Annotated in this window: 5 protein-coding genes; 2 read left to right on the forward strand and 3 right to left on the reverse strand. The window is 43.7% G+C overall.

The annotated features are described in order from the left end of the window. Positions 1-8 precede the first annotated feature (8 nt). From EDC63_RS15530 to EDC63_RS15540, 3 genes are all read right to left on the reverse strand, one after another. Complete coding sequence (locus EDC63_RS15530; protein ID WP_124944770.1) at positions 9-1,409, reverse strand: TIGR03013 family XrtA/PEP-CTERM system glycosyltransferase; 1,401 nt, start codon at positions 1,407-1,409, stop codon at positions 9-11. Positions 1,410-1,878: 469 nt separating this feature from the next. Next, positions 1,879-2,493 (reverse strand): hypothetical protein, encoded by a 615-nt coding sequence (locus EDC63_RS15535; protein ID WP_132920953.1) that lies wholly within the window; start codon positions 2,491-2,493, stop codon positions 1,879-1,881. A 62-nt stretch (positions 2,494-2,555) separates the two neighbouring features. Next, the gene (locus tag EDC63_RS15540; RefSeq protein ID WP_124944768.1) at positions 2,556-4,889 is read right to left on the reverse strand and encodes a penicillin-binding protein 1A; all 2,334 of its coding nucleotides are present in this window, start codon (positions 4,887-4,889) and stop codon (positions 2,556-2,558) included. A 184-nt stretch (positions 4,890-5,073) separates the two neighbouring features. Here EDC63_RS15540 and EDC63_RS15545 point away from each other — a divergent pair, with 184 nt between their 5' ends. Then, a complete protein-coding gene (locus EDC63_RS15545; protein WP_124944767.1) occupies positions 5,074-6,147 on the forward strand; it encodes a pilus assembly protein PilM in 1,074 nt (357 codons plus the stop codon). Continuing rightward, on the forward strand, positions 6,144-6,482 hold the full coding sequence (locus EDC63_RS15550; RefSeq protein WP_124944766.1) for a PilN domain-containing protein: 339 nt from the start codon (positions 6,144-6,146) through the stop codon (positions 6,480-6,482). The genes EDC63_RS15545 and EDC63_RS15550 overlap by 4 nt, the downstream gene beginning before the upstream one ends. The last annotated feature ends 69 nt before the right edge of the window (positions 6,483-6,551 follow it).

Genomic DNA, 6,551 nt, shown 5'->3' on the forward strand with positions numbered 1-6,551 from the left:
AATTGAGTTCACCTTGCCCCTTTTCCCCATATTACGACTTGCGCCGTTTGGAAAAGGATCATCAAATCGAGGAAAAGGCCATGGTTTTTAATGTAATATAAATCGAATTGTAATTTTTCCAATGAGTCTTCAACCGAAGCGCCATAGCTGGCTCTTACTTGCGCCCATCCGGTAATGCCCGGTTTAACACTATGTCTACTGGAATAATAGGGAATTTCTTTTACCAGTTTTTCTACAAAAAATGGTCTTTCTGGACGAGGGCCGACGAAACTCATATCCCCCTTCAATACATTAAATATCTGGGGCAGCTCATCAATTCTAACTTTACGAATAATCCGACCGATCCTTGTCGTTCGGTCATCATTTTGTACAGCCCATTTCGGCTTTCCATCTTTTTCGGCATCAACTCGCATGCTTCGAAATTTAAGTACCGTGAAGATTGAACTATCTTGCCCAACCCGCTCTTGCTTGTAAAGGATTGGAAAACCACTTTCAATTAATATTAATATTGCTGTAATCAGCATGACGGGCAGTGACAAAGTCAAAATAATACTACTTACACATAAATCAAACGCTCGCTTAATAAGATCACGCGCCAGTCCATTTTGGAAACCTTCCGACAAGACCATCCAGCTCGCGCTAAGTGATTCTAATTGTAACTGCCCTGTTTCCCTTTCAAAAAATGTAGATAACTCAACAACTTTAATCCCTTTTAATTTACATTCAAGCAATTCATCCATGGGTAAACCACCCCCGCGCCTGTCACGCACTGCGATAATGATTTCCTCAATGTTAAATTTTTCTACGATTGAAGTAAGGGAACCTTGCTCGGCTAAAATTTTTGAATGGTCAACATAATGGTGCGTACCTTGCAATGGCAGATACCCAACAATATTCAACCGGGGCCCCGTCGATGCTTCTTTCATCAATGCATCTATTTTTGCTGCCCTGCTACCTGTACCTAATACTAGAACTCGTCGTTTCCAAGCGTTCAAATCAGCCCATTTAAAAATAATCAAACGCGCCAGTGTGATCCCTGTCATGGCAGAAATAAATGCAAAAGTAAACGCACCCCTGCCCAGGAACAAATCAGGCATAAGATAAAAAATAACGCTCATGGCAATAAACCCCACCATGAAACTCGCGCCAAGGCGTAACAGCATGCCTTTTACGCCACCTTCCCATTCCCAATATTCGTACAAACCGAAGATCGTCATGCTCAAGATCATCACAATTGCAAATACAATGGCCCGAGGCATGAGTGGACCCAGCGATTCAGGAATAGGTGCGCCAGTGTCGAAAAAGCGAAATGACACGCCTGCATAAATCGAAAATACCAGCAGTAACGCCTCAATGACGATAAGCAACAAAATACTTACTGGAATGTAATGACGAAAAAACCGAATCATTACGTAGAGTTCCCCTTAATCAATCCCCATTGTTATATAACTTCATGATGGACACGTTATTACCACCACGTGTTCCAGCACCTCATATTCTTTTACTTATTATTAATCATAACGGAATCCACTACCCCTAGTGTCTTCCTTCTCTTTGTTCATTATAGAGCGAGTTAGAGATTGAATGTCATAAACGGGGATAAATTGTTACGACAGCAGCCATGGCTTATACAACAATCTCCAATCAATTTACAGAAATATTGTTACCAAAGCATATAGATAACCAACTGATTTGTCACCAAAATGCTAGTGTGCACAGCGCTATAAAGCTAAATTTATAGTCATCAGTCTGTCAAAATCAGTCTAATCGTAAATTAAGTTATTACGAATGCTTGGTACACGATTTAAACTTTTTATCCTGTTCAACATTATCAATAACATGGCAGGTAATTGACTTGGCCAATAGGCAACTTGAGATCTATTCAACTTGTTCTATAAGTAATGCCACCTGACAAACCTTCGCTCGCTCCAACGCTTCCCCTCCTGCAGAAGCTTTGGGCATGGCATGCATAAATGAAGGCGACACCACCGCAAGCTCTATAACCACTCCGTCTTCAAGCAGCTTATACACTGGAATTTCATGTTGTTCTATACCAACTTTGATACGTTTAATCGCCGACTGATAGGGAATTTTCCGGGCCAATAAAAACAGCTCGACTTCTTTTACATTTTCAGTAGCTAATTGAATATTTACGTCAGAATTCCAGGATGCAGAACCATTCAGAACGGGGCCAACCAGATAAGGATTAAATTTTTCAAGCAATCGCATATAGGAATACGCTGCTTTTCTGAGCAACTGCAACTGTATCAGATGATCATTTTTCTGATACATATCCTGATAAGCTCTAATTGCTTGCTCTATTTCCCGGTTTCCCGGCAAGCTATGGATTTCATTCACACCTAGTTGACGAGCTGCTTTCCGCTTCGCAAGCGAATAATCCTGCATGCCATCCTGAGCAATCATGCGCGCCGCTAACTGGGCAATTCGCTCTCGCATTTGCTGGTGATTTTTTGAAAAAATTTCCTTAGGCATCACTGTTTTAGCACGTCACGAACCGAAAATGGCATCGACACAGAACGCGCATTCCTGCATTTCTAAAATAATTGATCCCGCACCTCATCAGAAGGTTTTACCCCTCCTTGCATATCACCCATTCCGCTTCCAGACTCTCCCGGTAAATTTTCCTGGTAGAAATATTCCGCTATTCCATCACCCCCATCCATCTCTCTTAATCCTGTCTGAGGATTTATTTTTGCGACAACAACCCCCTCCGGAACATTCATGACACTTTCAGGTACGCCCTTGAGCACTTTACCCATATAATCTATCCACATAGGCAAAGCAGCTTGCGCCCCAGTTTCTCGCCCACCTAATGTTCGCGGCTGATCAAAACCAACCCAGGCAATCGCAACCAAGTTGCCTGGTTGATACCCTGTAAACCAAGCGTCTACCTGGTCATTTGTTGTACCCGTCTTACCAGCCAGATCCTGCCGGCCAAGCTGCATTGCACGCGCCGCCGTACCCCGTTTTACAACATCTTGCATGATGGTAGTCATAATAAATGCATTTCGAGGATCAATTGCCTGTTGAGCATCTTGCCCTGCAAGAGTCGGTTTGGCCAATGCCAGCACATTACCTCGTGCATCCAGAATTCGAGTTACATAATACGGGGGGACGCGATAACCGCCATTCGCAAAAACAGAATACGCTGAAGCCATCTGAAAGGGAGTAACTGAACCAGCCCCCAACGCCATGGTTAAATAGGGGGGCTGTTTTGAAGCATCCAAACCAAAGCGCGTGATGTAATCCAGTGTGTAAGGTATTCCAATCGCCTGCAATATCCGGATAGATACAAGATTCTTGGATTTAGTTAAGGCAGTTCGGAACCGCAGCGGCCCAGAGTAATCCCCTTCGTAATTTTTAGGTTCCCAAAGCTTTCCACCCGTATCGGCAGGATCAATAACAATAGGAGCATCATTAATAATAGTCGCGGCTGTAAAACCTTTCTCAAGTGCCGCCGAATAGATGAACGGCTTAAAGCTTGATCCAGGCTGCCGCATAGCCTGCATAACATGATTGTACTTATTGCGCTCGAAATCAAATCCTCCTACCAACGAGCGAATAGCGCCATCTTGCGGATTCATTGAAACAAAAGCTGCCTCAACCTGGGGCAGCTGAGTAATTTGCCAAAAACCTTTACTGTCTTTAACCACACGAACCAGAGATCCACGTTGAATTTTATTTTTCTGCTGCGATTTTGCGTCCAGAAAACGTTGTGCAAAAGATAATCTATCGCCAGAAATTTCGACAATTTCTCCCCCTTTAACATACGCCTTGACTAGCTTTGCGCTTGAGGTGAGCACTACTGCAGGTATTATTCCATTACTACCGGCCATGTCTTGCAATGCTTCTTCTAAAAATTCTTCCAATCCATTTTCATCACTCTGTAACTGTATGAACGCCTCTGGCCCCCGATAGCCATGTCGTCGATCGTAATCCAGCACTCCCTTGATCACAGCATGCTGTGCGGCATCCTGATCTGATTTCCGTAATGTCGTATACACTTTAAAACCACTTGTGTAGGCAGCCTCTTTGTATTTCTCATACATCATCTGACGGACCATTTCAGAGACATAATCAGCATTGATTTCATAAGCAGGCATATCTTTACGCACTGCTAATGCAAACGCCATCGCTTCCTCATATTGCTTGTCATCAATATAGTGTAGATCATGCATGCGACGCAGCACATATTGTTGCCGCAATTTTGCCCGCTTTGGATTAACCACAGGATTGTAGCGCGAGGGGGCTTTGGGCAGACCTGCGAGCATGGACGTTTCAGCAACGTTTAATTTTTCCAGGGGTTTGCCAAAATAAACCTGGGCTGCAGTTGCAAATCCATAGGCACGCTGTCCCAAATAGATTTGATTGATATACAACTCCAGAATCTGGTCTTTTGATAAATTATGCTCAATTTTTAGAGCCAGCATTACTTCACTGAATTTTCTCGACAATGTTTTTTCCCGGGACAAGAAAAAATTTCTTGCTACTTGCATGGTAATCGTACTTGCCCCCTCACGTGCGCCACCTGAAGTCAGATTAGAAAGTGCAGCACGGGCCACCCCTTGATAATCCACACCGCCATGCTGGTAAAATCGATCATCTTCCGCAGCGAGAATAGCCTGCTTCATGATTTCAGGTACTTTATCAATCTTGGCAAATACGCGCCGCTCTTCCCCAAACTCACCAATCAGAACGTCATCTTCAGTATAAATTCGCAAAGGAATTTTAGGCCGATAGTCGGTAAGGGCTTCAAGAGAGGGTAAATTTGGGTAGATCAGAATTGCAGCCAAAAAAATCAAAATTGCTGCAAATAGTCCGATAGAAAACAAGATTAAGGTGGGAAAGGCCCACCAGCGCTTAAACATAATAATTGCTTCTCAATAAATTTAGTTCTAAAGTTTGGGCAATTATAGGCGTTATAGGTATTCAATAGAAAACAAAAAACATTTATTACTAAAAAATAATTTACATAGCATGTAGTTGCTGCTAGCATTTAACGTAAATTATAGTTAGTATACGTAACCAACCAATATTGAAAGGAAATTTCCTTTGCAATTTGATTTTCTAAAAGCAAAATCACCGGCCTTAATTGGCGTCGATATCAGTTCTTCGGCGGTTAAGATGGTAGAAATCGCGGAAGCGGGTAAAAATCTTTACCGCGTCGAGCGTTATGCCATTGAGCCACTCCCAAAAGACTCGGTCGCAGATGGCAACATCATGAACCTTGAAAATGTGAGTGAAGCCCTGAAGCAAGCCTGGAAACGCATGGGCACCCGTGTAAAGAATGTTTCCTTGGCGCTTCCCGCTGCTTCCGTCATTACAAAAAAAATTATTGTTCCCGGCGGGCAGCGCGAAGAAGAACTTGAACTTCAAGTCGAATCGGAAGCTAACCAATATATTCCCTTCGCATTAGACGAAGTGAATTTGGACTTTCAGGTGCTGGGTCCCGCGCCAAACAGTCCAGAAGAAGTTGAAGTGCTTATTGCGGCCTCTCGAAAAGAAAAAGTTGAAGACCGGGTTGCAGCAGCACAAGCAGCAGGATTAAAAGCCATCATCATGGATGTCGAATCCTATGCTACTCAGACTGCCTTCGAATTAATTGCACATCAACTGCCCGGCAATGGCCGTGACCAGACTATTGCCATTGTGGATATTGGCGCTTCAATGATGCACATTAATGTATTACACAACAATCAATCCGTTTACTTACGCGAGCAAAGCTTTGGTGGCAACCAGCTCACTCAGGAAACGCAACGTCGCTACAGCCTTTCCGCAGAAGAAGCAGAACTGGCTAAACGCAACGGAGGATTGCCAGAAAACTATGAATCCGAAGTGCTGCAACCTTTCATGGACACTTTAGCTCTGGAAGTCACGCGTGCGCTGCAATTCTTCTTCTCATCTACACAGTTTAATCGTGTCGACCACATCTTGCTGGCGGGAGGCTGCGCGATGATTCCGGGGTTGGATGAAGCCGTTTCAAGTCGTACGCAGGTCAGCACAATGATTGCTAACCCATTTACCAACATGGCGCTATCCCCACGTATCAAGCCGCGACAATTAACCGCAGACGCACCGGCTTTGCTCATTGCCTGTGGACTCGCAATGCGGAGGTTTGATCAATGATCCGTATTAACTTACTCCCTCATCGGGAAGAGAAACGTGCTGCACGCCAACGTAACTTCAATTTTATGGCGCTGGGAGCAGTTGCACTTGGCGCGGTAACCGTTTTACTGGTCCACACTATTAATAGTGGGAAAATTGAAACGCAGAATAATCGCAACCATTTCCTGGAAACAGAAACAGCAAAGCTTGATAAACAAATTGAAGAGATCAAAAAGCTCAAGGAAGAAACGCAATCTCTGCTTTCCCGAAAACAAGTGGTTGAAACGCTGCAAAGTAATCGCGGACAAGCTGTTCATCTCTTGGATCAATTATTGATCCGGCCAGATGAAGTTTGAATTTTTCATGCGGCATATTTTACGTGGATATCCTGAAAGTAACTTTTGACCCGTTCAGGTGATTGCTCC

Source organism: Sulfurirhabdus autotrophica (assembly GCF_004346685.1).
In the GTDB taxonomy this organism is placed as follows: Bacteria; Pseudomonadota; Gammaproteobacteria; order Burkholderiales; family SMCO01; genus Sulfurirhabdus; species Sulfurirhabdus autotrophica.

Excerpts from the sequence above, each read along its gene's own strand:
- EDC63_RS15530 (WP_124944770.1), bottom strand. The coding sequence starts at position 1,409 with ATGATTCGGTTTTTTCGTCATTACATTCCAGTAAGTATTTTGTTGCTT.
- EDC63_RS15535 (WP_132920953.1), bottom strand. The coding sequence starts at position 2,493 with ATGCCTAAGGAAATTTTTTCAAAAAATCACCAGCAAATGCGAGAGCGA.
- EDC63_RS15540 (WP_124944768.1), bottom strand. The coding sequence starts at position 4,889 with ATGTTTAAGCGCTGGTGGGCCTTTCCCACCTTAATCTTGTTTTCTATC.
- EDC63_RS15550 (WP_124944766.1), top strand. The coding sequence starts at position 6,144 with ATGATCCGTATTAACTTACTCCCTCATCGGGAAGAGAAACGTGCTGCA.